This is a genomic window from Curtobacterium sp. NPDC089991 (genome assembly GCF_044748425.1).
GTDB lineage: Bacteria > Actinomycetota > Actinomycetes > Actinomycetales > Microbacteriaceae > Curtobacterium.
In genome coordinates this window covers 538,919-561,201 of the sequence record NZ_JBIVGB010000001.1, presented here as the reverse complement: position 1 = coordinate 561,201, position 22,283 = coordinate 538,919, and the positions used below count along the sequence as shown (strand labels likewise).

The following is a 22,283-nucleotide window of genomic DNA, read 5'->3' as shown; positions in this document are numbered from 1 at the left end:
GCTGCGCCGAGGTTCCGAAATCTCGGCATCTCGGCGGTCCTGGCGGCGATCCGTGGAACCTTAGCGGCGCAGCGGCGGCATGTCGTGGAACCTCGGCGTCGAGGCCCGGGCGTGGCTTCGTCGCGGCGGAGTGAGTCGGCGTGTGGCGGCGTGTGGCGAGGGGCCCCGTCGACATGTCGTGCGCGCGGCGTCGAGGTTCCACGAACTGCCGTTCGTGTTGCGCTGAGGTTCCACGAACTGCCGTTCGGGACGCCGAGATGGGCAGATTTCGGAACCTCGGGGGTGGGGCGTCGGCGTGTCGCGGGCGACGGCGGGGCCTCGGGTCGTGCAACGACGACGAAGGGCGGGCCGGCATCGCGCCGGGCCCGCCCCTCGTCGTGACCGATCAGTCCTGCAGGTGGCTCCGGCGACGGTTGCGCACCGCGCGGAAGGTCAGCAGCGCCGCACCGAGCAGCACGAGCACCCCGGCCGCGATGAGCCCGGGCTTCAGGTCCGCACCGGTGTAGGCCAGCGGCCCGCCGTCACCGACGTCACCCGAACCAGCGGCCGGCGCGTTGCCCGAGCCTCCGGCAGCCGGCACGGTCGGCACCGCGGTCGGCGAGTTGCTCGGCGTCGGTGCACTGGGCGATGGCGACGGAACCGGGGTCACCGCGGCCTCGACCACGAAGGCGAGCGGGGTCGCTGCACCGTCCTCGGGCGTGACGACGGTCACCGGAGTGGCACCGTCGACGTCGACCGTGATCGTGTACTCGGTCGTCGGCTGCAGGTCGACCAGGTCGAACGCGCCGTCGGAGTCGGTGGCCACGGTCACCGGCGGGCCGGCCTCCGGGTCGGTCGGCGTCGCGACGACGTCCACGCCGGCGACCGGGTCGCCGTTCGTGTCGACCACGGTGCCGGGCTGGTCGGTCGTGATGACCTCGGGCGCGGCGGCCGACTCGAACGGCAGGTCCGACGGGACGCTCGTGCCGGCGGTGGCGGTGACGTCCGTGTTGGCGGTGTTGCCGGTCGCACCCGCAGCGGGGACCACCGTGCGGACCGTGTAGGTACCGGCGGACGTGGCGAACGTGTAGCGACCGTCGGCATCGGTGGTGTCCGATCCGACGACGGCGCCGGACTCGTCGAGGAGCTCGACGACCACGCCGGCGGGCACGGGCGTCCCGTCGAGGGAGACGATGCCGGTGATCGTCGCGATCACGGCGGGCGGGGCGACGATCGGCTCCGGCTCGACCGGTGCTGCACCGGCGTCACCGGTGGTGATCGTCACGGGCGGTTCACCGGCCACCGAGACCTCCACGGCGGTGTCCGCGGGCAGGTCCGACGCGGTGTACACGCCGTCGCTGTTCGTCGTGGTCTCGATCGGGTCGCCCCCGGGGACGTCGATGACGACGGGCACGTTCGCCACGGGGTGGTCCTCCGCGTCGGTCACCGTCCCGATGACGGACGTCGTGTCGTCCGGCGACGTGAACGCGAGGTCGGCTGTCTCGTCGACGCCGCCTGGTGTGCCGGCGACGGCGAGCGAGACACCCGTCACCGTGGCGTCACCGTCAGCACCAGCGGGCGGGGTGATCTCGACGCGGTAGTTCGCGATCACCGGCAACTGCGGGAACACGTAGTTGCCGTCGGCGTCGGTGGTCGTCGTGTAGACGGTGCCGCGGGGTGCGGTCACGGTGACGGTGGCTCCCGGGATCGGGGTGCCGTCGAGGGTCGCGGTGCCGCTGATGGCCGCGGTGCGGTTGGCGAACCAGGTCTGGTAGACCGGGAACCCGCTGCGCTGCTGGTAGGTGATCGTCAGGCTCGTCAGCGACACGGTCGGCGTGAACCAGGCCGAGGCGCCCGCGGTGTCCGACGCGGCGGCGTTACCGGTCAGCGTGCGCGTGGCGGCGTCCCAGGTCGGCTGGTCCTGACCGGTCGTGCCGTCCGGATCCGGCGAGCAGGACCATCCGGCAGGGCTGGATGCCGAGCACGAGTTGTAGGAGCCCCGGTACCCGAGCTGCTCGGCGGTCGCGGCACCACCGCCGGCCACCGTGGCCGAGATCGTCGCCTGGTCGGCGTCGATGTCCCCGAGGACGAACGACCAGCTCTGCGCGCCGGGCGTCGCGCCGTCGAACGTGTAGGTGGTGGTCGAGGCCGAGTCCCCGTTGGGACGATCAGCCTGGGGCCGCTGGTTCATGTACGTCTGCGCACGACTCGTGCCGTAGACCCCACCGACCGGCGTCCCCGCGGACTGCCACGTCGACGCCCCGCTGATCACGGTCGACTGCCGCGAGTTCGAGGTGAACGTCGTGGCGGGGAACCCGGGCAACGTCATCGTGCCCGTGTACGCCTTCGACGCCCCGCTCAGGGTGAACGTGCCCCAGTTGCCCGCGGGCTCCGCCGAGGCGCTCGTCGCGCCGCCGATCGCGAGTCCTGCTCCGAGCGCGAGGGCGGTGAACCCTGCTGTGACCGTGCGCCAGCGCCGCATGTGTACTCCCCTGGTGGTCGCGCCGGCCCACCCGACACCCGGTCAGGTTATCCACGCCCCCGTGACCCTGTCCGCACCGTCACCCGATCGTGACTCACCCGCAACGGGCGATGCGCTCACCCGGCCGGATCGGGTCCATCGAGCAGCACGAGCAGCGCGTCCACCGCGGCGACCTGGCCCGCGACGAGCAGCTCCCGCGCCTCGGCGACCGGCACCCACCGGGCGTCGTCGACCTCCGGCACGTCGACGAACCGTCCTGAACCGCGTGGCAGCTCGAGCCGGACGGTGTTGCTCCGCACGACGGCGACCTCGAACGCCGGGGCCGGGGCGGCGAACACCCGGACGCGCTTGCCCGAGGCCTGCCGGAACTCGCCCAGGTCCGTGACGTCGTCGGCGGCAACGGGTGCGGGGACCCCGATCTCCTCACCGAACTCGCGCATGGCAGTCTCGAGCGGGTCCTCGCCGGGTTCGACGAGTCCCTTCGGGATCGACCAGGCACGTGGCCGGCTCCGCCAGAACGGCCCGCCCATGTGCGCGACGAAGACCTCCGGCCCGGCCGGACCGGTCCGGTGCAGCAACAGTCCGGCGCTCACCACCACGCCTGCGAGACTACGCGGCGTCGGACGGGAGGCCCGGCCCACGTCCGCCGCCCGCGGTCACCGCTGCGCACGGCCGGTTCCACCGCCGCGCACGGCCGGTTCCACCACCCCCGACCGGAGTACCGTGTGGCGCACGGAGCGCCAGGTGACGCCCCCGAAGCCTGCGACGGAGGAGGCCGATCGGGATGGACGAGCGATGGACGACGGTGACGTTGGCCGCCGATGCGGCGATGCCCCACGACGAGGCCCTGCGGTGGATCGTGGCCCGCGCCGGTGCCGGTGTCGAGCGGCTGCGGATCATCGGCGCCGACCACGCGCTGGAGGGTCGGACGCCGGTCGCCGACCAGCTGGCCGAGGCCGCGCGGACCGCTCTGCCCGGTGTGGCGGTCGAGGTGCACCGGCACGCGGGTCCGTTCGCCGCAGCCCTGGTCGAGGAGTCGGACGGCGGCGACCTGCTCGTGATCGGGAGCTTCCGCCACCGGCGCGGATCGACGGCCGGCGGTGACCCGGCGCGGGTCGCCGAGCGTGCTGCCGTCCCGACCGTGGTCGTGCCGGAGGGTCCGCACCCGATCGACGGCGACGTGGTGCTCGCGGTGGAGGACCCGATCGACGAACGCGCGGTGTCCATCGCCGTCGACGAGGCCGTCCGGCGGAACCGACGGCTGACACTGCTGCGCGCCTGGGAGATGCCCGTGCTCACCCGGACCGGGCTGACCGACTTCGCCGAGGACCCGCTCCGGTGGCGTACGAGCAACGCCGAACTGCTGCAGCGGGTGACGTCCGTGCTGGCCGCACGGTACCCGTCGCTCCGCCTCCGTCCGCTGCTGGTCGAGGGCCACCCGGGTCACGCGATCGCCTCGCACACCCGCCGGGCGTCGTTGGTGGTGCTCGGCCGCGGCCACGTGCACGCACTCTCGGGCTCGCTGCTCCACGACGTCGTCCGCGAGACCGCAGCCCCGGTCTGCGTGGTCCCGCCGGCGGCGCACCCGGACAGCCGAGCGGCCACGGCGACCGAGACCGCCGGTGGGATCAGCCGGCGAGGGCGCGGATCGCGGCGGCCATCCGCGCGGTCAGGTACGTGACGCCGCGCTCGTTCGGGTGCAGGGCGCCCGCCTTCAGGTCGATCTTCCGCAGGTCACCGGAACCAGTGAGGGTCACACCGGCCACGTAGCGCTCCGACGCGGCGCACGGCGAGTGGTCCTGCGTGCTCGCGAAGACGTCGACGAACCGCACCCCGGCGGCGGCGGCAGCGGACCGGGAGACCTCGTTGAGCTCGTCCTGGACACCGTGCAGGTACTCGACGTCGGTGTCCGTGAAGGGGTAGGTGTCCGACGGGAACGAGCCCGCCAGGGTGCCGAGGTCGAGTGCCGACCGGAAGCAGCCCTTCGCGGGGGTGTCCTCGGCGTCCGGGAAGATCGCCGGGTACCCGAGGAACACGACGACGGCGTTCGGGGCGGCCCGCTGCACGGCGCCCAGGGTGTCGGCGATGCCGAGGGCCACGCGCGACTGGATCTTCACGGCGAGCTGGTCGACGCCGTCCTGCACCAGGGTGCTCTCGCACGACGGGGCGTCGCGACCCGAGAACACCGGGCCGTTCGCGGAGATCGCCAGGCACGAGGCCGCCGTGCCGAACAGGTCCGCGTCGTTGCCGCCGATCGTCAGGGTCACCAGTCGGGTGCGGTCGGACAACGACTCGATCTGCGGCGGGACGCCCTTGAACTGGTGGCCCGTGGTGACCTCGTCGCTCGTGGCGCCGGCGCACGTGACGTCGGTCAGGGCGAGCCCGAACTGCGCCGCGAGCCGGTGCGGGTAGTCGCGCGCCGACTGCACGCAGGCGTTCGTGGGCAGCCCGGTGCGGTCCCCCAGGCCGTACCCGGCCGAGTAGGAGTCGCCGAGCGCCACGTACTCACTGCCCGGCGGGACCGCGTCGAGGGTCTCGGTGGGCTCGGCGGTCACGGGGTACGGCTCGGGCACCGGCCACATCGGCGCCGCGGAGGCCGGCGGCGCGCCGACGGACCCGCCGAGGCCCGCCGCCACGAGACAGACGGCGCCGACCACCGCCAGGGCAGTGCGCAGTGGTCGGCGGGCGATCCGGAGCAGTCCCGGCCTCAGCGGCGTCCGAGGCGACGCTCGCCGCCGCTGCCCGTGCGGTACTCCAGGCCGTAGTGCTGGAACAGCTCGGGCTCGGTCGCGGCGTCGAGTTCACCGTCGGTCGCGATGGAGGGTGCGTCCTTCACGAGCTTCTTCGGGAAGGTCACGCGCAGGTGCTTCGGTGCGACGGTCGCCCCGACGAGGGGGACGAACACGAGCTTCTGGAAGCCGACCATCCCGGTCGTGAGCGCACCGAACGCCGGCTCGGACGTGGCGGTGTCGTAGTAGATGCTCTCGAGCGTCCCGACCTTGTCCTCGGCCTCGTCGACGACCGGCAGGCCGATCCAGTCACGGATGTTGGCGGCTTCGAACACGAAGGACTCCTTCCGAGTGCCCGGTGGGTCCGGGTGGCTCTCGGTCGACGCTACCGGTCGGTCGCCTGTGCGGTCACCCCGAGCACGTCGAGCCGGTCCACCGCGGCGAGCACGTCGGCCGCGCCGACCGCCAGGATCGCCGGGTCGGGGTCCTCGGCGAAGACGTCGCCGCGCCGGACCGAGGCATCGGTGAGGACGATGTGCGGACCCGATGCGGGCGGTCCCCAGGCCTCCGGCGGCGCCGGGCCGAAGAGCACCACCGACGGCACGCCATACGCGGTCGCGAGGTGCGCCGCACCGGTGTCGACGGTGACGACGAGCCGCGCCGCGGCGATGACGCCCGCGAACTCCTGCAGCTCCAGGGAGCCGGCCAGGACCGCCCCCGGCGCCAGGCCGGCCGCGTCCGCGACGGCACGTGCACGGACGACGTCGTCCGCGCCTCCCGTCAGGACCACGTCGGCACCGCGCTCCCGCAGTCCGCGCACCACGTCGGCGAAGCGGTCCGTGGGCCAGTGCCGCGCCCCGTGGAAGGCACCGACGTGGACGACCGCGGCGTCGGCGACCACGGGCGGTGCCGCCGGGCGGTCGACGGCCACGTCGTCGGCGTCGGCGGGGACGCCGTGCCAGGTGAGCAGGTCCGCCCAGCGGTCGCGTTCGTGCACGTCGGACGACCACTCCGGACCGTCGTAGCCGTGGGTCGGGTCGGCGTGCCCGATGACCCGACGGGGCCGCAGGGCGGCGATCAGGTCGGACGACTCGGGGCCCGCGCCGTGCAGGTTCACCGCGACGTCGACCGTGCCGGCGGGGACGTTGATCGGGTGGTCGAGGCCGTGCTGCGCCAGGTGGATGTCCACGGCGGGGACGAGCTCGACCACGGGTGCCAGCCACGCCGTCGTCGCGAGGGTCATGCGGTGGTCGGGGAAGGCCCGTCGCAGGGCGCGGAGCGCGGGGACGGCGACCAGGAGGTCGCCGAGCTTGATGGCGCGGAGGACGACGAGTTCCGGGCGTCCGTCGGCGGCGGGCAGGGTCTCGAGTGCGGTCACGGGCGCGACGGTAGGCGGTGTCCGCTGGTGGCGTCGGCAGCGGGCGCGTTCCCCGGCTGTCCTGAGCCGGCACGCGGCCGCCGACCGGTACTCCGGTGCCATGCCCCTCGCACCGGACCGCGCGATCCGCGGCCTGCTCTTCGACCGCGACGACACCCTCGTCGTGGACGTCCCGTACAACGCCGACCCGCGCCTGGTGGTGCCCGTCCCCGGTGCCCGTCGTGCCGTGGAGCGGGCTCGTGCAGCCGGGCTGCTGCTCGGTGTGGTCACGAACCAGTCCGTGGTCGCGAAGGGCCTGGCGACGCGCGAGCAGGTCGACGCGACGAACGCCCGCGTGGACGCGCTCGTCGGGCCGTTCGACGTCTGGTGCGTCTGCCCGCACGACGCCGACGACGACTGCGCCTGCCGGAAGCCGCGGCCGGGCATGGTCCTCGACGCCGCCGAGCGACTCGGGGTCCCGCCGGAGGCGCTCGTCGTGGTCGGCGACATCGGCGCCGACGTGCAGGCGGCGCGGGCCGCAGGGGCGCAGGGCGTGCTCGTGCCGACGCCGCGCACGCGGCCCGAGGAGGTCGACGACGCCGAGACCGTCGCGGCGACCCTCGCCGAGGCCGTCGACCTGGTGATCGCCGCGGCCGGACCGTCGACCGTCAGGACGGACCGCACGTGAGCCGTCCCCGCGTCCTGGTGGCGCGCCTCGACTCGTTCGGTGACGTCCTGGTCGCCGGCCCCGCCGTGCGCGCCGTCGCCGCCGGTGCCTCGCACGTCACGATGCTGTGCGGACCGCAGGGCGCCCCGGCCGCCGACCTGCTGCCCGGTGTGGACCGCGTCCGGGTGTGGGCAGCGCCCTGGGTCACCGAGACCGCGCGGCCGATCGACGACGCCGTGCTCGCCGAGTTCCGCGCGCTCGTCGCCGAGGAGCGACCCGACGAAGCGGTCGTCCTCACCTCGTTCCACCAGTCGCCGCTGCCCCTGGCGCTGCTCCTCCGCCTCGCCGGTGTCCCCCGCGTCTCCGGGGCCTCGGTCGACCACCCTGGGTCGCTCCTCGACGTCCGCCTGCGACCCGGCGAGGATCTGCCCGAGGACGTCCCCGAGCCCGAGCGCGCGCTCCGGATCGCCGACGCGGCCGGGTTCCGGCTGCCGCCGGGGGACGACGGGAGGCTCGTGGTGCGTCACGACGCCGTCGCACCCCGGTCCGTGGCCGGGCTGGGACGGTACGTGGTCGTGCACCCCGGCGCCAGCGTCCCCGCCCGGTCGTGGCCGGCATCGCACCACCGGGAGCTCGTCGCCGCGTACGCCGAGCGTGGCGTGCCCGTCGTCGTCACCGGCTCCCCCGGGGAACGCGACCTGACCGCGGCCGTCGCCGGCGCCACCGGCATCGACCTCGGCGGTCGGACCACGCCCGCCGAGCTCGCCGCGGTCCTGGCCGGTGCCGAGGTCGTCGTCGTCGGCAACACCGGGCCGGCGCACCTCGCCGCGGCGGTCGGCGCACCGATCGTCAGCCTCTTCTCGCCCGTCGTCCCCGCCGTCCGGTGGGCGCCGTACGCACCGCTGGTCGAACTGCTCGGGGACCAGGCCGCGCCGTGCCGGCTCAGCCGGGCCCGGGAGTGCCCCGTCGCGGGGCACCCGTGCCTGTCCACGGTGCGCATCGAGGACGTGCTCGCAGCCCACGAACGGCTGCTCGACCGCGCTTCGCGGATGGAACCGAGAAGTCTGCGGAGCGCGCCAGAAGGTGCTGCGTAGCGTCCGCCACTGCTCCCCCTTCTCCTCGTGCCCGACCGACCGAAAGGCCCCGCATGCGCATCCTCGTCTGGCACGTGCACGGCGGCTGGATGGACGCGTTCGTCCGCGGCCCGCACGAGTACCTGATCCCCACCACGCCGGCGCGCGACGCCTGGGGCCTCGGACGTGGTGGGCGCGCCTGGCCGGCGTCGGCGATCGAGATCGACCCCACCGACACCGCCGACGCCGAGGTCGACGTGGTCGTCCTGCAACGCACCGAGGAACTCGACGCGGCGAAGCGCCTACTCGCCGGTCGCGACGTGCCGATCGTCTTCGTCGAGCACAACGCGCCCCGCGTCGACGTGCCGAACAGCACGCACCCGTTCCGCGACCGCGACGACCTGACCATCGCGCACGTCACGCACTGGAACGCACTCATGTGGGACTGCGGCACCACGCGCACCACGGTCGTCGAACACGGCGTCGTCGACCCCGGCCCGCGCTACACCGGCTCGCTCGACCGCCTCGGCGTCGTCATCAACGAGCCCGTCCGCCGGGACCGCGTCGTCGGCACCGACCTGCTCCCCCGCTTCGCGGCCGTGGCACCCGTCGACGTCTGGGGCATGGGCACCGAACGGCTGCCGGAGCTCGGCTTCGGCGACGCCGTGGTCGCCCGCGGTGACGTGCCCTCGGACCCGATGCACACGGCCCTCGCCGAGCGCCGCGCGTACGTCCACCCGAACCGGTGGACCTCGCTGGGCCTGTCCCTCCTCGAGGCGATGCACCTGGCGATGCCGGTCCTGGTGCTCGCGACGACGGACGCGGCCCGCACGGTGCCGGGCGAGGCCGGCGCGATCGCGACGGACGTCGAGGAGCTGGTGCGGGCCTCCCGGATCCTCATCGAGGACCCCGACGAGGCGCGCCGACGGGGTGCCGTGGCGCGGGAGGCCGTGCTCGCACGGCACGCGCTCGGCCGCTTCACCGCCGACTGGGACGACCTGCTCGACGACGCCCTGACCCGCGGCGCCCGGCGCGACCGGGCGGTCTCGGCCCCGACTTCGGCCCCGACTTCGGCCACGTTCGAGCGGAGCCTCCGATGAAGATCGCGATGGTGTCCGAGCACGCGAGCCCGCTCGCCGTGCTCGGCAGCGTCGACGCCGGTGGACAGAACGTCCACGTGGCCGAACTGTCCGGAGCGCTCGCGGACCGCGGGCACCAGGTGACCGTCTACACCCGGCGTGACGACGCATCCGCGCCGGTCCGGGTGCCGCTGCGACCCGGGGTCGACGTCGTGCACGTCGACGCCGGTCCGGCGCGGCACGTGCCGAAGGACGAGCTGTTCCCCTTCATGGGGACGTTCGCGTCGGTGCTCGCCGCGGAGTGGTTCGTGGACCGACCCGACGTCGTGCACGCCCACTTCTGGATGTCCGGGCACGCGGCACTCGACGCCGTCGCGCAGGTGCAGGCCCGGACCGGCGGCACCCGCATCGCCGTCGCGCAGACCTTCCACGCGCTCGGCGTCGTGAAGCGTCGACACCAGGGCTCGGCCGACACGAGTCCCGCCGAGCGCGAGTGGCTCGAACCGGCCGTCGGACGGAGCGCCGACCAGGTCGTCGCGACGTGCTCCGACGAGGCCTTCGAGCTGAAGGCCCTCGGCGTCCCCCTGCAGCGCATCTCCGTCGTGCCGTGCGGTGTCGACGTCGCGCTGTTCCGCCCCGACGGGCCCGTCGAGGAGCGCGGCCGTCCGCAGCGGGTGCTCACCGTGTCGCGGCTGGTCCGGCGCAAGGGCGTCGGCACGACCATCGCCGCACTCGCCGCCCTGGTCGCCGAGGGGCGCGACGTCGAACTCGTGGTCGTCGGCGGTGCCGGCGTCGCCGGGGCCGACCTGGTGGACGACCCCGAGTACCAGCGGCTCGACGCCCTCGCCCGGTCGCTCGGGGTCCGTGACCACGTGACCTTCCGCGGACAGCTGGGACAGCACGAGATGCCCGCCGTGTACCGGAGCGCCGACGTCGTGGTCTGCGCACCCTGGTACGAGCCGTTCGGCATCGTCCCGCTCGAGGCGATGGCCTGCGGTCGACCCGTCGTCGCGTCGAGTGTCGGTGGGCTCATCGACACCGTCGTCGAGGACGGCACGGGCCTGCACGTCCCGCCGCGCGACGAGGCCGAGGTCGCCGCTGCCGTCGGCGCCCTGCTCGACGACCCGGACCGCCGCGGATCCCTCGGACGGGCCGGCCGTGCACGCGCGGAGTCGCGGTACACGTGGCAGAAGGTGGCCGCGGACAGCGAACGCGTCTACGAGCGGCTGCTGGCCGGTGCCGCCGCCGTGGCCGCACCGACCACCACGGCGGGCGCACCGCAGCGCACCACCACGGCGGGCGCACCGCAGCGCACCACCACCCACGCCGGACGGGTCCCGCGTGCCGCACAGCCGACGGAGAGGACCGCCCGATGACCATCGACCAGCAGCCCGGAATCGACGAGCACACCACCGCGAGTGCTCGCATCGTGCTCGACCACGTCGCCGCCTCGGTCCCCGTGATCGCCTCGCTCGTCGACCACCACGACCACATCGCCGCCTGGGCCGACGACATCGCGGCCCGACTCGTCGCGGGCCGCCGCCTGCTCGCGGCGGGGAACGGCGGGTCGGCCGCCGAGGCGCAGCACCTGACCTCGGAGCTCACCGGACGGTTCGACGGCGACCGCCCCGCCTACTCCGCGATCTCGCTGCACGCGGAGACCTCGGCCGTCACGGCGATCGGCAACGACTACGGCTTCGACCAGGTCTTCGCCCGACAGGTGTCGGCCCACGCCCGGGCGGGTGACGTCGTCGTGCTGCTGTCGACGAGCGGCAGGAGCCCGAACCTGCTCCGCGCCGCCGAGGCCGCCCGCGCCGTCGGTGCCCGGACGATCGCCATGACCGGGCCCCGGCCGAACCCCCTGGCCGAGGCCGTGGACGACGCGATCTGCATCGCGGGGCCGTCCGCCAACGTGCAGGAGGCACAGCTCGTGCTCGTGCACGCCCTGTGCCGGGCGATGGAGCCCGCACTGCGCCGCGGGGTCCGGCGATGACGCCCCAGCAGCCGGCCGCGCAGCGACCGGCCTGGCCGCACCGCGCTGCGGGTCGTCGCCTGCGGATCGTCGTCGTCGGCGACACCTTGCTCGACGTCGACGTGGCCGGCACCAGCGATCGGCTCAGCCCGGACGCACCCGTGCCCGTCGTCGACGTCACGACCGACGACCGCCGCGCCGGGGGTGCCGGTCTCGTCGCCACGATGCTGGTGCGTGACGGACACGACGTCACCCTGGTCACCGTCCTGGGCGACGACGGCCGCGCGCAGGAGCTCCGCGACCTGCTCCCCGACGTCACCGTGGTCGCCGGTCCCTCCGGTGCCCCGACGCCGGTGAAGACCCGCGTGCGCGTCGTCGACCACGCGCTCGTCCGCATCGACGAGGGCTGTGCGACCCCGCCCGTGCCCGAGGCCACCGACGCCATGACGGCCGCCCTCGACGACGCCGACGCGATCGTCGTCGCCGACTACGGCCGCGGGGTCGCCGCCTCCCCGGCGCTGCGGGAGGCCCTCGCACGCGTCGCCGAGCACACCCCCGTGGTCTGGGACCCGCACCCGAAGGGCGCCGCACCCGTTCCCGGCATCACCGTGGCCACCCCGAACGCCGCCGAGGCCCGCCGGTTCACCGACGTCGACGGCCACGGCGTGCCCGTCGCGACCGTGCCCTTCGCGACCGTGGCCGCGGCGGCCCTCGTCGAGCAGTGGGGCGTCGGCGCCGTCGCGGTGACGCTCGGCGACCGCGGGGCACTCCTCGCCGACGACCGTTCGGACAGCCGCTTCGTGCCGGCACCCTCCGTCACCGCCGGCGACCCGTGCGGCGCCGGCGACCGGTTGGCGGCCGGTGTCGCCGTGGCGCTGGCCGGTGGAGCGGACGTCCCCGAAGCCGTCGCCGCCGGCGTGGTCGCGGCCTCCGAGTACCTGGCCGCCGGCGGCGTCACCGCGCTCTTCGCCGACGCCGGCCCCGCGCCGCTGCGGGTGCCGGGCGCCGACCGCGACGCGCTGCGCACCGTGCACGAGGTCCGGAGCGCCGGCGGCACCGTCGTCGCGACCGGCGGCTGCTTCGACCTGCTGCACGCCGGGCACGCACGCACCCTGTCGGCCGCGCGGGCACTCGGCGACTGCCTGGTCGTGTGCCTCAACTCGGACACCTCGGTCCGCGCGCTCAAGGGTCCAGACCGGCCGATCATGACCCAGGACGACCGCGTCGAACTGCTGCTCGCCCTGGACTGCGTCGACGCCGTCGTGGTGTTCGACGAGCACACCCCCGACGAGGCGCTCCGCCGGTTCCGCCCGGACGTCTGGGCGAAGGGCGGCGACTACACCGCGAGCGAGCTGCCCGAGGCCGCGACCCTCGCCGAGTGGGGCGGACACGTCGTCACCGTCCCGTTCCACCCCGGCCGCTCGACGACCCGCCTGGCCGCAGCCCTCGAACACGTCGGCTGAACCCGACGGACCCACGCCCCTACGGAAGGAAGTCCATGCCCGTCCCCACCACCCCCATCGGTCGCGTCCTCGTCACCGGCGGCGCCTCCGGACTCGGCGCAGCGGTCGTCGCCGCGGTCGTCGAGGCCGGCGGCACCCCGATCGTCCTCGACCTGCGCGTCGACGCGGTGTCCGAGGGCATCGACGCCGTGGCCGTCGACGTGTCGGACACCGACGCGGTCGAGCAGGCGGTCCGCCAGGCGGCCGAGCGTCACGACGGGCTCGACGCGGTCGTGACCGCCGCGGGGATCGACACCCCGGCACCGATCGACGCGATCTCCTCCGGCAACTGGGAGAAGATCGTCGCGGTCAACCTCATCGGCACCGCCTCGGTTGTCCGCGCCGCACTGCCCGCCCTCGAGGCGGCGCACGGGCGTGTGGTCACGATCTCGTCCTCGCTCGCCCTGCGCGGCGTCGGCGACGGCACCGCCTACTCGGCCTCGAAGTTCGGCGTCCGCGGCTTCTCGCAAGCCCTGGCCGCCGAGACCGCCGGCCGCATCGGTGTCACCAACGTGATCCCGGCCGGCATGCGCACGAACTTCTTCGCCGACCGCACCGAGCAGTACAAGCCGGGTCCGGACGCGCAGCTCATCGAGCCCGAGTACGTCGCGAACGCGATCCTCTTCGCGTTGTCGCAGCCGGCCGGCTGCGAGATCCGGGAGCTGTCGATCATGCCCGCGACGGAGCCGAGCTGGCCGTAGACGCTCGCTGCCTGGTGCGAGGTTGATCACTCCGTGCTGGGACGGAAACCCGCACGGAGTGGTCAACCTCGCACCGCGCGTTGGTCGTCGCCACGGGGCGGACGGGAGGCGCGGTGCCGGCTTGGCACCGTGCCTCCCGTCCGGCGGTGGACCGGACCACCCCGCCGAAGCGACAGATCTCCGCGGCGCCGGTCCGTCCCTGCCGCGAACGCGACAGTTCCGCGCGGAACGTTCGCGGGAGACTGTCGCTTTCCGGAACCGGGCGGGACCAGAGCGCCGCGGTCAGACGGTACGGAGCAGGTCGGCGACGTCGTCGAGGACCTGCTGCGGGTCGACCTCGTCGACGTAGGACGGGTCGTGCGCGCAGCGCTCGGCCGTCCACCCCACCTGCGTGACGTCGACCCCGCAGACCGGGCAGCGCGTGACGTAGGACAGGTGCACGCGGTGGCGCCCGCGGTCGAACGGCCCGGCGTTGACGACGTTGCCGAACCAGAACACGCCGACGGTGGGCGTCCCGACAGCGACCGCCAGGTGCCGCGGGCCGGAGTCGTCGCCGACCATGACGTCGGCGGCGGCGAGCACGGCGGGGAGCTCGCGGAGCGGCACGGCACCGGTCAGGTCGTGCACGCGTCCGGCGAGGTCGGCGGGCAGCGCGTCGACGATGGCGGTCGACGCCGGCACGTCGGACGCGTCGCCGACGAGCACCACGTCGTCCCCGGCGGCGAGCCGGACACGGGCGACCTCGGCGAAGCGCGAGGGGCTCCAGCGCCGGCGCGGGTCGGTCGCTCCGGGGTGGATCGCCAGGAGCCGGGTGCCGTCCCCGGCGACGCCGAGCCGCTCGCGGACCGCTGCCCGCTCGTCGTCGGACACGCGCACCCGTGGGTCGAGCGTGACGGGGGCGGCCCCCGCGAGCGACACGACCTCGAGGGCACGCAGGACCTCGTGCTGGTAGTACACGTAGCGCACCCAGCGCTCGAGGACCTCGGCGTCCTCGGTCGCGGTGCCGACGGTGTGCCGGGCGCCGAGGCGGAGCAGGAACGGGTTCGAGTTGCGACCCCCACCGTGCAGCTGCACCGCGAGGTCGAACCGGCCGGACAGCCGCGCGAAGAAGTCCTCGGCATCAGGAGCGTCGGCGCCGACGTCGCGGACACCCGGTGCGACCGGGAGCTCCTCGAAGGCGTGCACGGCGTCGGTCCGGCCGCCCAGGACCGCTGCCGCGGCGGGCGTGCCGAGGAGGGTGATGCGCGCGTCCGGGTAGGCCGCGGCGAGGGCTTCGAGGGCGGGCACGGCGAACATCAGGTCGCCGAGCCCCCCGCCGCGGAGCACCGCGATCTCGGTCACGCCGTCGAACCGCTCTCCGCCCACACCGATCTGCTGCACGCCTCTCGTCTACCGGTCGGATCCCGGTGGGACGTCCAGCACCGGGCGGCGGACGGCCACCGATGGACACGAAGCGCGGAGTCGAGTCGGCACACAGCGGTGTCCGAGCACCGTCTGACCCCCGCCCGCCCTCCGGAAGGACACCATGACGATCGCACCCGCTGCTGCCGACGCCGCCACGGACCTGGTGGTGACCGACCCCGTCGACGGGACGGTCGCGTCGACCGTGCCCCGTGCCTCCGAAGCCGAGGTCCGTGATGCCGTCGCCCGTGCCCGGGCAGCTGCCAGCGCCTGGGCGCGCACCGCCCCGGCCGAGCGCGGGGCGCTTCTACACGCGGCGGCCGAGCACGTGCGCGCGCACGCCCAGGAGCTCGCCGACCTGAACACCCGCGAGACCGGCAAGGTGCCGGGTGACGCACTCGGTGGGGTCGAGGCCGGCGTCGGAACGCTCGTGCAGTACGCCGAGCTCGGACCGGTGCACCGCGGCGAGGCGCTGCGCGGGCAGTTCGGGGCCGCCGACTGGGCCGTCCCGCACCCCCGCGGCGTCGTGCTCGCCCTGACGCCGTGGAACGACCCGGTCGCCGTGGCCTGCGGCATCCTCGGTGCCGCGATCGTCACCGGCAACACCGTGGTGCACAAGGGCAGCGAGCGGTCCCCCGCGACCATCGCGCGCCTGAACGCCCTGCTCGCCGAGGTCCTGCCCGACGGCGTGCTCGTCGGAGTCGACGGGGACGGGTCCACCGGCGAGTTGTTGCTCGCCCAGGACGGCATCGACGTCTACGCCCACGTCGGCTCCACCGCGACCGGTGACCGGCTGTCCGAGGTCGCCGTCGCGACCCGAGCCCACGTGGTCCGTGAGAACGGCGGGAACGACGCGGTCGTCGTCGACGCCGACGTCGACCCGGCGTGGGCCGCCGCCCAGGTGGCCCTCGGTGCGTTCGCGAACACCGGGCAGATCTGCACCAGCGTCGAACGCGTCTACGTGCACCGCCACGTCGCCGAGCCCTTCGTCGCCGCCCTCGTGGCCGAGGCGGAGCGCCGCACCGCCGCACCCGCGACGACCTACGGCCCGTTGGTCGACGACCGGCTGCGCAGCACCGTGCAGTCCCACGTCGACGACGCCCTGCAGCGCGGTGCCTCGGCGCGGGCCGGTGGGGTCACCCCGGACGGCGTCGGATCCTTCTACCCGGCGACCGTGCTCACCGGCTGCACCGACGACATGCTCGTGATGACCGAGGAGACCTTCGGCCCGATCGCGCCGGTCCGCGTCGTCGACGACTTCGACGAGGGCCTCCGGCTCGCCGCCGCCGACCGGTACGGCCTGGCCGCCACCGTCCTGACGAACGACACCGGTCACGCCCTGCGCGCCGCCGCGGAGCTGCCGGTCGGCACCGTCAAGGTCAACGCGGTGTTCGGAGGCGCACCGGGCGGCAGTGCCCAGCCACGCCGTGCCTCCGGAGCGGGTTTTGGGTACGGCCCGCACCTGCTCGACGAGATGACCACCACCACGGTCGTGCACCTCGAGCCCGCCCCCGCACGTACCGCCGGCGGCACACGGTGAGCGTCGACGTCCGGCTCGTCCGCGACCTGGTCGCCACGATCGACGACCGCGAACCGCTCGTCGTCGTGATCGGCGACTGCATCCTCGACCGGTGGACCGTGGGCGAGGCCGAGCGGGTCTCGCGCGAGGCACCGGCACCCGTCGTCCGGGTCACCGAGACCATCGCGGTGCCCGGCGGGGCGGCGAACACCGCGGTGAACGCCCGCGCGCTCGGTGCCAGGGTCCGGCTCGTCGGGCTCATCGGCGACGACGAGGCCGGTGACGTCCTGCGCGAACGGCTCGAGACCGCGGGCGTCGACACCGCGTTCCTGGTCGGGATCGCCGGAGCACGCACCACCACGAAGTCCCGCGTGGTCGGTGGCGACCGGGTCGTGGTCCGGGTCGACGACCTGGCCGGTACGCCGACCGCTGACCACTACGAACGGCTGGCACGTGCCGTCGCCCGAGCCGTCCGCTGCGCCGACGCCGCGGTCGTCTGCGACTACGGACTCGGCGTCCGAGCCGAGGACGTCGTCCCGGTGCTCGACCGCGACCGCCCCGGGTCCATCGTCGTCGACGCGCACGACCTGCCCCGCTGGGCGTCGTTGCGACCCGACCTCGTCACACCGAACGCCGGCGAGGCAGCAGCACTGCTCGGACGCGACCTCGGGACCGGCGCCGACCGGGTGGCCGCCGTCCTGGGCGCACGGGCCGACGTCCTCGCCCGGACCGATGCCCGCGCGGCCGTCGTCACGCTCGACCGCGACGGCACCGTGCTGCTCGAGCGCAGCACGGACGAGGGTTTCCGCACCCGTGCGGTGCCAGCCTCCGAGCAGCAGGCGTCCGGCGCCGGGGACACGTTCTGCGCCGCCGCGACGGTGGCGCTCGCGGTCGACGCGTCCGTCCGCGACGCCGTGTCCGTGGCACAGGCCGCCGCCGACGTCGTCGTCCGCGAGGCCGGCACGTCGGTGTGCAGCGCCGCCGCCCTGCTCGACTCTGTGACGGCACCGGCAGCCACCGTCGTCGACCACGACGAACTCGCGGCCGCCGTCGAACGGGCCCGTCAGGCCGGTCGGCGCGTGGTGTTCACGAACGGCTGCTTCGACGTCGTGCACCGTGGGCACACGACGTACCTGCGCCAGGCCCGGGACCTCGGCGACCTGCTCGTCGTCGCGTTGAACGACGACGACTCGGTGCGGCGGCTGAAGGGCCCGGAACGCCCGATCAACCCGGCCGAGGACCGCGCCGGGGTGATCGCCGCCCTGGCCTGCGTCGACCTGGTGACGGTGTTCGCGACCGACACCCCGATCCCGCTCATCGAACGGCTGCGCCCCGAGGTCTACGTCAAGGGCGGCGACTACTCGCCCGAGATGCTCCGCGAGACGGCGGTCGTGCGCGGGTACGGCGGTGAGGTGGTCATGGTCGACTACGTCCCCGAGCACTCCACGACGGCCGTGGTCCGGCGCATCCGCGAGGCCGCGGCCGCGTCGGCCGGGTCCGCGGTGCCAGCCGCAGCGACCACCGCGACCGCAGCCGCGACCGACCCCGAGGGGACCACGCACGGAAAGGTCATACCGCAGTAGGGGGTCGTCGAGACCCCGGCGGGATGGCAGCGCTCCCGGCGCTCCGTAGCGTCGAACCCGTCGACGAGGTCCGTCGGCGGAGGGAGCGTCGCCGTGTTCGACCAGATCACCCCGTTCGTCGTCGAGTTGGCCGCGAGTCCGCTCGTCTACGTCGTGCTCGTCGCCCTGTGCTTCGTCGACGGCTTCTTCCCGCCGGTCCCGAGCGAGTCGGCCCTGGTCGCCGTCGCCGCCATCGCCGCGACGTCCGGACAGCCCGTCCTGGCCGGGGTCCTGGTGGCCGCCGCGCTGGGTGCGATCGCGGGTGACTCGGTGGCGTACTGGATCGGTCGCCGGATCGGACTCGCCCGCCTGGCGCAGTCCCGGCGACCGCGGATCGCCGCGGCCTTCGCGTTCGCCGAACGGCAGATGCAGCGCCGGTCCGCGAGCCTGATCCTGGTCGGCCGGTACATCCCCGTCGGCCGGGTCGCGGTGAACATGACCGCCGGCGCGACCCGGCTGCCCTACCGTCGCTTCCTCGCCATCAGCGCGATCGCCGGGACGGCGTGGTCCGCGACCTCGGTCGGGATCGCCCTGGCCGCGTCGCAGGTGCTGCACGAGCCGCTCGTCGCCGCCCTGGTGTCGATGGTGGTCGCGGGCGGCCTCGGCATCGCGGTCGACCGGGTGATCGGTAGCATCAGCCGCAGGCGCGATGCCCGTGCCGCCCGAGCGGCCGCCGCGATCGTCCCCACGACCGACGTCCCCAAGACCGACGAGCCCGCGACCGACCTGCCCACCGCGAGCACCACACCCGTCACGCACGCCCCGTCCGCCACACCCCGAATCGTCCCCACCGGAGAGATCGTCCGACCGTGACCACCGCCCTGCTCCGCCCGCGACCGACCTGGCTGCCGCTGGCGACCCGGATCGCTCTCGTGGTCGCCGTGGTGTCCCTGTTCAGCGTCGCCGCCCCGGTGACCTCGGTCTACTACGCCGTCGCGGTCCCGCTCTCCCTGCTCGTGTCGGCGGTGCTCGCGGTCAGCATCGGCATCGCCCCGTTCGTCCCCCGCACCGCCGCCGCCGCCCACCTCGTCGGACTCGTCGCGCTCGGCCTGCTCACCGCCCCGGTCGAGACGAGCCCGTGGCCGATCCCGGTCACCGGCATCATCGGCCTGAGCGTCCTGCTCGTCGTGCTCGGGGTCCGCTCGACCTGGCGGCTGACCGCGATCGTGTGGGCCGTCGCCGCCGTGCTCCCCCTGCTGCTCGTCGCCGTGACGCCGGGCCGCTGGGACCAGCCCGCCGTGTGGGCGACGAGCTTCGTCGTGTCCGCCGGCGACACGCTCCTGGTCGCCGCGGCCGCCGTCGTCATCGGGCAGCGCCGCAGCATCCGCCAGGAGCTCGTCGCCGCCCGCCGCGACGCCGAGCTCGAGCAGGCCCGGCGCCGAACGGTCGAGGAACGCTCCCGCATCGCCCGCGAGCTGCACGACGTCGTCGCGCACAGCATGTCCGTCGTGCACATGCAGGCGGAGTCGGCCCCGTACCGGGTGGCCGACCTGCCGCAGGAGGCCCGCGCCGAGTTCGCCGCGATCGCCGAGACCTCCCGCACCGCGCTGCGCGAGATGCGCCAGCTGCTCGGTACCCTGCGCGGGGACACCGCCGCCGAGCGCGCGCCGCAGCCGGACCTCGCCGACCTGCCCGCGCTCGTGCAGGCCACGCGCGCCGCCGGCATCCCGGTGGAGCTCGACGTCGACGTCGCCGACGACGTCGACCGGCTCGCACAGCTCACCGTCTACCGGGTCGTGCAGGAGGCGCTCGGCAACGTCGCCCGGCACGCGCCCGGCGCGTCCACCGTCGTGACGGTCAGGAGGCTCGACACGCGTCTCCGGGTCGAGGTCGCCAACACCGCTCCACCCGCTGGCACCGTGCCGGCCGCACCACCCGACGACGGTGGCTTCGGCCTGGCCGGGATGCGCGAGCGGGTGACCGCGCTCGACGGCACGATCGACCACGGCCCCGTGGCGGACGGCGGCTTCACGGTCGTGGTGACCCTGCCCGTCCGCGTACCGGCGGCCGACGGGGGAAGCCGATGACGCGGGTGATGGTGGTGGACGACCAGCAGATGTTCCGCATGGGACTGCGGGCGATCCTCCAGGCCCAGGACGACGTCGAGGTCGTGGGCGAGGCTGCGAACGGTGCCGAGGCGGTGGTCGCGGCGATCCGGCTGCAGCCGGACGTGATCCTGATGGACGTCCGGATGCCGGAACTCGACGGGATCGAGGCGACCCGACGGATCACCGCGGCGCCGACGGACCGACCCGTCCGCGTGGTCATGCTGACGACGTTCGACATCGACGACTACGTGTTCGACGCCCTGCGGGCCGGGGCGAGCGGCTTCCTGCTCAAGGACGCGAGCGCCGACGAGCTCGTCGCGGCGGTGCGTACAGTGGCCGCGGGCGAGGCACTGCTCGCGCCGCGCGTGACCCGGCACCTGGTCGAGGCGTTCGTCGCCGGACCGGTCACCGCCGCTCCGCGCACCGAGGTGCTCGACGTCCTGACCGATCGGGAGCGCGACGTGTTCCTGCTCATGGCGCGCGGGCGGTCGAACGGCGAGATCGCGGGCGACCTGTTCATCGCGGAGCAGACCGTCAAGACCCACGTGGGCCGGGTGCTGGCGAAGTTGCAGTTGCGCGACCGGGTGCACGCCGTGGTGCTGGCGTACGAGGCCGGCCTGGTCCGCCCGTCCGCCTGACGCGCCGCCGCCGTCCGCCGGGCCCCCGTCCGCCGTGCCGCCCCCGTCCGCCGCGCCGCTCACGTCCCCCGAGGTTCCGAAATCTGCACATCTCGCGCGCCGAAACGTCGGTCCGTGGAACCTCGGCGTCGCGCCAGCGGCGTGTCGCGCGATCTCGTCGGTGTCGCAGGGCCGGCACGGGTACAGGTAACGCGCGGGTACTTGCGCGCGCAACCAGCGACGTCGCCGATGTCGTACGACATCGAGTTCGTCGCAACTGCGCGCCCGCAACGGTTGCACCCGCGGAGCGGCGACAGGGTCGTTGTCGAACGACATCGAGAGTGTCGCACCGGGTCGAAGCGGGTCGCGGTGGGCAGACCCGACGACAGACAGACGGGAGGCCCGGTGCCAGCTGGCACCGGGCCTCCCGTCAGGGGTTGGTCGCGACTCAGGCGGCGAGGTGCGCCTGCAGGAACCAGCGGTCCTTCGTGAGACCGCGCTCGATCTCGATGACGACGTCCTGGCTGTTGAGGTCGACCTCGTCGAGACCCTCGACGGCGCGACGGACCTGCAGCAGGGCCGCGTCGATCTGGGCGATGACCTCGGTGATGGTGACGTCGGAGTTCTGGAAGCCCTGCGACAGCGGCGGCAGCGTCGTGTTGGCGGCGACGGTCGCGATGCGCGAGTCGACCGGCAGGCCGAGGGCGACGATGCGCTCCGCGGCGGTGTCGGCGTAGGCCTGGGCGTGCTCGACGATGTCGTCGAGGAGCTCGTGCACACCGACGAAGTTGCGGCCGCGGACGTGCCAGTGCGCCTGCTTGCCGTTGACGACGAGTGCCTCGAGGTCGATCACGACGGGGGCGAGGAACTGTGCCACTCCGGCGGCGAGCTCCGGCGTCGTCGAGAACGGGGACGTGGTGGTCGTGGTGCTGGTGCTGGTGGTGGTCGTGGTCATGTCTGAACCTCCTGCGTCGTGGTTACACCGGATCGCTGGGCCAGTCCTGACCAGTTCGGTGCTGCCGATGGACACAACCATGCCCGCTTCTCTTGTATGCCGCAAGGAAGCGGAGGCTGCCCTTACCGGCGGCGAGCAGCCGCCAGCCGGCAGCGGTCAGCCGACGAGCGTGTCGAAGCCGGCGTCGCTCAGCTCGATCTGGACGGCGGAACGCGCCCGCTCGACCCAGGGGCTGTCGGTGCACCCGATCCAGACGCTCGTGCGCGGCTCGCAGTCGGCGACGCACCACTCGGCCGCCCAGCCGGTCAGGGCGTGCGCGAGGGCCTCGCCGTGGTCGGCGAAGACGAGCGGCGACACCGCCGAGGTGCGGGCGCTGCGGACCAGCCACGTCACGGTCACGCGGGGCGGCGCGGGCAGGATGCGGATCTGCTCGTCGAGGGCGACCTCGACGAAGACCTGTCCGTACGCGTTCTCCGGCAGGTCTTCGAGCTGACGGCGGATCTCCGGCAGGTCCTCGACGCCGCCGGCGATGAGGATGCGTTCGCTGGGCTGTCGCCGGGTCCGTGCCATGCTGCAACGG

Annotated in this window: 21 protein-coding genes; 13 read left to right on the top strand and 8 right to left on the bottom strand. The window is 74.3% G+C overall.

The window, feature by feature from the left end; translation table 11 throughout:
- Positions 1-385 precede the first annotated feature (385 nt).
- Both ACIPV1_RS02665 and ACIPV1_RS02660 read right to left on the bottom strand, forming a co-directional pair.
- Positions 386-2,461 (bottom strand): collagen binding domain-containing protein, encoded by a 2,076-nt coding sequence (locus ACIPV1_RS02665; RefSeq protein ID WP_402725743.1) that lies wholly within the window; start codon positions 2,459-2,461, stop codon positions 386-388.
- Positions 2,462-2,577: 116 nt separating this feature from the next.
- Complete coding sequence (locus tag ACIPV1_RS02660; RefSeq protein WP_402725742.1) at positions 2,578-3,054, bottom strand: NUDIX domain-containing protein; 477 nt, start codon at positions 3,052-3,054, stop codon at positions 2,578-2,580.
- Between the two features lie 191 nt (positions 3,055-3,245).
- Here ACIPV1_RS02660 and ACIPV1_RS02655 point away from each other — a divergent pair, with 191 nt between their 5' ends.
- The gene (locus ACIPV1_RS02655) at positions 3,246-4,142 is read left to right on the top strand and encodes a universal stress protein (protein WP_402725741.1); all 897 of its coding nucleotides are present in this window, start codon (positions 3,246-3,248) and stop codon (positions 4,140-4,142) included.
- Here ACIPV1_RS02655 and ACIPV1_RS02650 read toward each other — a convergent pair.
- The 3 genes from ACIPV1_RS02650 to ACIPV1_RS02640 form a co-directional block, all read right to left on the bottom strand.
- The gene (locus ACIPV1_RS02650; protein ID WP_402725740.1) at positions 4,090-5,016 is read right to left on the bottom strand and encodes an SGNH/GDSL hydrolase family protein; all 927 of its coding nucleotides are present in this window, start codon (positions 5,014-5,016) and stop codon (positions 4,090-4,092) included. The genes ACIPV1_RS02655 and ACIPV1_RS02650 overlap by 53 nt on opposite strands.
- A 152-nt stretch (positions 5,017-5,168) precedes the next feature.
- Positions 5,169-5,525: a PRC-barrel domain-containing protein gene (locus ACIPV1_RS02645; RefSeq protein ID WP_111084060.1), complete on the bottom strand. Its 357-nt coding sequence runs from the start codon at positions 5,523-5,525 to the stop codon at positions 5,169-5,171.
- Positions 5,526-5,575: 50 nt separating this feature from the next.
- The gene (locus ACIPV1_RS02640; protein WP_402725739.1) at positions 5,576-6,568 is read right to left on the bottom strand and encodes a glycosyltransferase family 9 protein; all 993 of its coding nucleotides are present in this window, start codon (positions 6,566-6,568) and stop codon (positions 5,576-5,578) included.
- 100 nt (positions 6,569-6,668) lie between these two features.
- Here ACIPV1_RS02640 and ACIPV1_RS02635 point away from each other — a divergent pair, with 100 nt between their 5' ends.
- Genes ACIPV1_RS02635 through ACIPV1_RS02605 form a run of 7 tightly spaced genes read left to right on the top strand, consistent with a single transcriptional unit; the run spans position 6,669 to position 13,541 of the window.
- On the top strand, positions 6,669-7,235 hold the full coding sequence (locus ACIPV1_RS02635) for an HAD-IIIA family hydrolase (RefSeq protein WP_402725738.1): 567 nt from the start codon (positions 6,669-6,671) through the stop codon (positions 7,233-7,235).
- Positions 7,232-8,308, top strand: a complete 1,077-nt coding sequence (locus tag ACIPV1_RS02630; RefSeq protein WP_402725737.1) for a glycosyltransferase family 9 protein — start codon at positions 7,232-7,234, stop codon at positions 8,306-8,308. Before ACIPV1_RS02635 ends, ACIPV1_RS02630 begins: the two co-directional genes overlap by 4 nt.
- Positions 8,309-8,361: 53 nt before the next feature.
- Positions 8,362-9,387: a glycosyltransferase gene (locus ACIPV1_RS02625; protein ID WP_402725736.1), complete on the top strand. Its 1,026-nt coding sequence runs from the start codon at positions 8,362-8,364 to the stop codon at positions 9,385-9,387.
- Positions 9,384-10,742, top strand: a complete 1,359-nt coding sequence (locus ACIPV1_RS02620) for a glycosyltransferase (RefSeq protein ID WP_402725735.1) — start codon at positions 9,384-9,386, stop codon at positions 10,740-10,742. The genes ACIPV1_RS02625 and ACIPV1_RS02620 overlap by 4 nt, the downstream gene beginning before the upstream one ends.
- Positions 10,739-11,359, top strand: coding sequence for an SIS domain-containing protein (locus tag ACIPV1_RS02615; RefSeq protein WP_123339609.1), 621 nt, complete (start codon positions 10,739-10,741; stop codon positions 11,357-11,359). Before ACIPV1_RS02620 ends, ACIPV1_RS02615 begins: the two co-directional genes overlap by 4 nt.
- A 59-nt stretch (positions 11,360-11,418) precedes the next feature.
- Positions 11,419-12,801, top strand: coding sequence for a PfkB family carbohydrate kinase (locus ACIPV1_RS02610; RefSeq protein WP_402725872.1), 1,383 nt, complete (start codon positions 11,419-11,421; stop codon positions 12,799-12,801).
- 35 nt (positions 12,802-12,836) lie between these two features.
- Positions 12,837-13,541: an SDR family oxidoreductase gene (locus ACIPV1_RS02605; protein WP_111084066.1), complete on the top strand. Its 705-nt coding sequence runs from the start codon at positions 12,837-12,839 to the stop codon at positions 13,539-13,541.
- Positions 13,542-13,823: 282 nt separating this feature from the next.
- Here the strand turns inward: ACIPV1_RS02605 and ACIPV1_RS02600 are convergent, their stop codons facing one another.
- A complete protein-coding gene (locus ACIPV1_RS02600; RefSeq protein ID WP_402725734.1) occupies positions 13,824-14,921 on the bottom strand; it encodes a glycosyltransferase family 9 protein in 1,098 nt (365 codons plus the stop codon).
- A 145-nt stretch (positions 14,922-15,066) separates the two neighbouring features.
- On the opposite strand from ACIPV1_RS02600, the gene ACIPV1_RS02595 reads away from it, so the two are divergent.
- The 5 genes from ACIPV1_RS02595 (at position 15,067) to ACIPV1_RS02575 (ending at position 20,769) form a co-directional block, all read left to right on the top strand.
- Positions 15,067-16,482 carry an aldehyde dehydrogenase family protein gene (locus ACIPV1_RS02595; protein ID WP_402725733.1) on the top strand — a complete coding sequence of 472 codons (1,416 nt, stop codon included), beginning with the start codon at positions 15,067-15,069 and terminating at the stop codon, positions 16,480-16,482.
- A complete protein-coding gene (gene rfaE2 / locus ACIPV1_RS02590; RefSeq protein ID WP_402725732.1) occupies positions 16,479-18,044 on the top strand; it encodes a D-glycero-beta-D-manno-heptose 1-phosphate adenylyltransferase in 1,566 nt (521 codons plus the stop codon). Before ACIPV1_RS02595 ends, rfaE2 begins: the two co-directional genes overlap by 4 nt.
- 93 nt (positions 18,045-18,137) lie before the next feature.
- Positions 18,138-18,896, top strand: coding sequence for a DedA family protein (locus tag ACIPV1_RS02585; protein WP_402725731.1), 759 nt, complete (start codon positions 18,138-18,140; stop codon positions 18,894-18,896).
- A complete protein-coding gene (locus tag ACIPV1_RS02580) occupies positions 18,893-20,110 on the top strand; it encodes a sensor histidine kinase (protein ID WP_402725730.1) in 1,218 nt (405 codons plus the stop codon). Before ACIPV1_RS02585 ends, ACIPV1_RS02580 begins: the two co-directional genes overlap by 4 nt.
- A complete protein-coding gene (locus tag ACIPV1_RS02575) occupies positions 20,107-20,769 on the top strand; it encodes a response regulator transcription factor (protein ID WP_123292794.1) in 663 nt (220 codons plus the stop codon). Before ACIPV1_RS02580 ends, ACIPV1_RS02575 begins: the two co-directional genes overlap by 4 nt.
- A 427-nt stretch (positions 20,770-21,196) precedes the next feature.
- Here the strand turns inward: ACIPV1_RS02575 and ACIPV1_RS02570 are convergent, their stop codons facing one another.
- Positions 21,197-21,703 (bottom strand): Dps family protein, encoded by a 507-nt coding sequence (locus ACIPV1_RS02570; protein WP_402725729.1) that lies wholly within the window; start codon positions 21,701-21,703, stop codon positions 21,197-21,199.
- 156 nt (positions 21,704-21,859) lie between these two features.
- Complete coding sequence (locus ACIPV1_RS02565) at positions 21,860-22,273, bottom strand: SIP domain-containing protein (RefSeq protein WP_123292793.1); 414 nt, start codon at positions 22,271-22,273, stop codon at positions 21,860-21,862.
- Positions 22,274-22,283 lie beyond the last annotated feature (10 nt).

Bases quoted from the DNA above. Each gene is read 5' to 3' on its own strand.
- ACIPV1_RS02665 (WP_402725743.1), bottom strand. From the start codon at position 2,461: ATGCGGCGCTGGCGCACGGTCACAGCAGGGTTCACCGCCCTCGCGCTC.
- ACIPV1_RS02655 (WP_402725741.1), top strand. From the start codon at position 3,246: ATGGACGAGCGATGGACGACGGTGACGTTGGCCGCCGATGCGGCGATG.
- ACIPV1_RS02635 (WP_402725738.1), top strand. From the start codon at position 6,669: ATGCCCCTCGCACCGGACCGCGCGATCCGCGGCCTGCTCTTCGACCGC.
- ACIPV1_RS02625 (WP_402725736.1), top strand. From the start codon at position 8,362: ATGCGCATCCTCGTCTGGCACGTGCACGGCGGCTGGATGGACGCGTTC.
- ACIPV1_RS02620 (WP_402725735.1), top strand. From the start codon at position 9,384: ATGAAGATCGCGATGGTGTCCGAGCACGCGAGCCCGCTCGCCGTGCTC.
- ACIPV1_RS02615 (WP_123339609.1), top strand. From the start codon at position 10,739: ATGACCATCGACCAGCAGCCCGGAATCGACGAGCACACCACCGCGAGT.
- ACIPV1_RS02605 (WP_111084066.1), top strand. From the start codon at position 12,837: ATGCCCGTCCCCACCACCCCCATCGGTCGCGTCCTCGTCACCGGCGGC.
- ACIPV1_RS02595 (WP_402725733.1), top strand. From the start codon at position 15,067: ATGACGATCGCACCCGCTGCTGCCGACGCCGCCACGGACCTGGTGGTG.
- ACIPV1_RS02575 (WP_123292794.1), top strand. From the start codon at position 20,107: ATGACGCGGGTGATGGTGGTGGACGACCAGCAGATGTTCCGCATGGGA.
- ACIPV1_RS02570 (WP_402725729.1), bottom strand. From the start codon at position 21,703: ATGACCACGACCACCACCAGCACCAGCACCACGACCACCACGTCCCCG.
- ACIPV1_RS02565 (WP_123292793.1), bottom strand. From the start codon at position 22,273: ATGGCACGGACCCGGCGACAGCCCAGCGAACGCATCCTCATCGCCGGC.